The organism is Burkholderia sp. E168m23 (genome assembly GCF_016586125.1).
Lineage (GTDB): Bacteria > Pseudomonadota > Gammaproteobacteria > Burkholderiales > Burkholderiaceae > Burkholderia > Burkholderia orbicola.
Window position 1 is genome coordinate 1 of sequence record NZ_BCPP01001377.1, and the last position, 1313, is coordinate 1313.

General features: G+C 67.0%; 3 protein-coding genes. 1 reads left to right on the forward strand and 2 read right to left on the reverse strand.

The annotated features are described in order from the left end of the window. Positions 1–335 (reverse strand): aldehyde dehydrogenase family protein (locus tag JMF90_RS37435; protein ID WP_201326375.1); only part of this gene is annotated, 335 nt, incomplete at its 3' end. Between the two features lie 279 nt (positions 336–614). Between JMF90_RS37435 and JMF90_RS37440 the strand changes: the two genes are divergently transcribed. Further along, complete coding sequence (locus JMF90_RS37440) at positions 615–836, forward strand: hypothetical protein (protein ID WP_231691724.1); 222 nt, start codon at positions 615–617, stop codon at positions 834–836. 63 nt (positions 837–899) lie between these two features. On the opposite strand, the gene JMF90_RS37445 is transcribed toward JMF90_RS37440, so the two are convergent. Beyond that, positions 900–1313: SDR family oxidoreductase (locus JMF90_RS37445; protein ID WP_201326376.1), on the reverse strand; the 414-nt coding region annotated here is incomplete at its 5' end.

Here is a 1313-nt window from a genome sequence, read left to right on the forward strand (position 1 = left end):
ATGCGCAACTGGCCGATCGTGCGGCCGCGCTCGCCTTCGACCCGCGCGCGAGGCAGGCCCGATTCGGCGACGCAGCGCTCGACCAGCGCATCGCCGAGCGCGAGGATGTTGGCCGCGATCGCTTCGAGAAACCGCGCGCGTGCTTCGGGCGAGGTCTCGCGATACGCGTCGAAGGCCGCCCAGGCCAGCGCGCATGCTTCGTCGAGATCGACGACGGTCGCACCGCCGAACGCGGGCTCCATGCGTTCGCCGCTCGCCGCGTCGATCGCATACGTGACGCCCTGGGTGCCGCGCCGCGCGCGCTGACCGATCAGCAAGTTGCCTGCGATGTTCATTTCCGTTTCCTGTGTGGATCAATCGACTGAATGCGTTGGCGTCGACGCGAATGCGGCGCCGCCACGAGTGACCACGATGGTTTCAAACCCGCCCGACCCGCGTCAATACTTCGCGCATGACAGCTTTTCATAGCGCTATGAGCGGCTCTCAATACCGGATACGCGGCACGATTCTTATACTGGCCCGCGACGCGCCGCACCGGACGCGCCCGTCCGACGTCGAATATCCACACGGCAAACTGCCCCGAGTTCACGTCGGCCACGACGATGGAGACGATCATGTGTGTGCAAAAACCGGCCAACGGCCCCGACGTCAGGCGCCTGCTCGACGGCCTGCCGACCAACTGGGGCAAATGGGGCCTCGACGATGAAGCCGGCGCGCTGAACTATCTGCAATCCGAACAGGTGATGCCCGGCATCGCCGCCGTGCGCCAGGACCGGACCTTCACGCTGCAGGTGGACATCGGCCACGCACCGGTCAATCCGCTGGTGATCAAATAACGCAGGCGGGCCGTGCCCGGGCACATCGCGCGGCCCGGGCATCCCGCGACGACCGCGCGGGTATCAGAACGTGCCCGGATACGCGCCGCCGTCGAGCAGCACGTTCTGTCCGGTCAGATAGCCCGCGTGCGCACTGCACAGGAAGGCGCAGACCGCGCCGAATTCGTCGGCCGTGCCGAAACGCCCGGCCGGCACGTTGCGGCGCTTCGCTTCGCGGGTCGCTTCGTAGTCCGTGCCTTCCGCCCGAGCCGACGCTTCGGTCGCCTTCTTCAGACGGTCGGTATCGAACAGCCCCGGCAGCAGGTTGTTGATCGTCACGTTACGCGCCGCGATACGCTTCTGCCGCGCGATGCCCGCGATGAAACCGGTCAGCCCCGTGCGTGCGCCGTTCGACAGGCCGAGCACATCGATCGGCGCTTTCACGGCGCTCGACGTGATGTTGACGATGCGCCCGAAGCCGCGCTCGGTCATCCCGTC

Bases quoted from the DNA above. Each gene is read 5' to 3' on its own strand.
- JMF90_RS37440 (WP_231691724.1), top strand. From the start codon at position 615: ATGTGTGTGCAAAAACCGGCCAACGGCCCCGACGTCAGGCGCCTGCTC.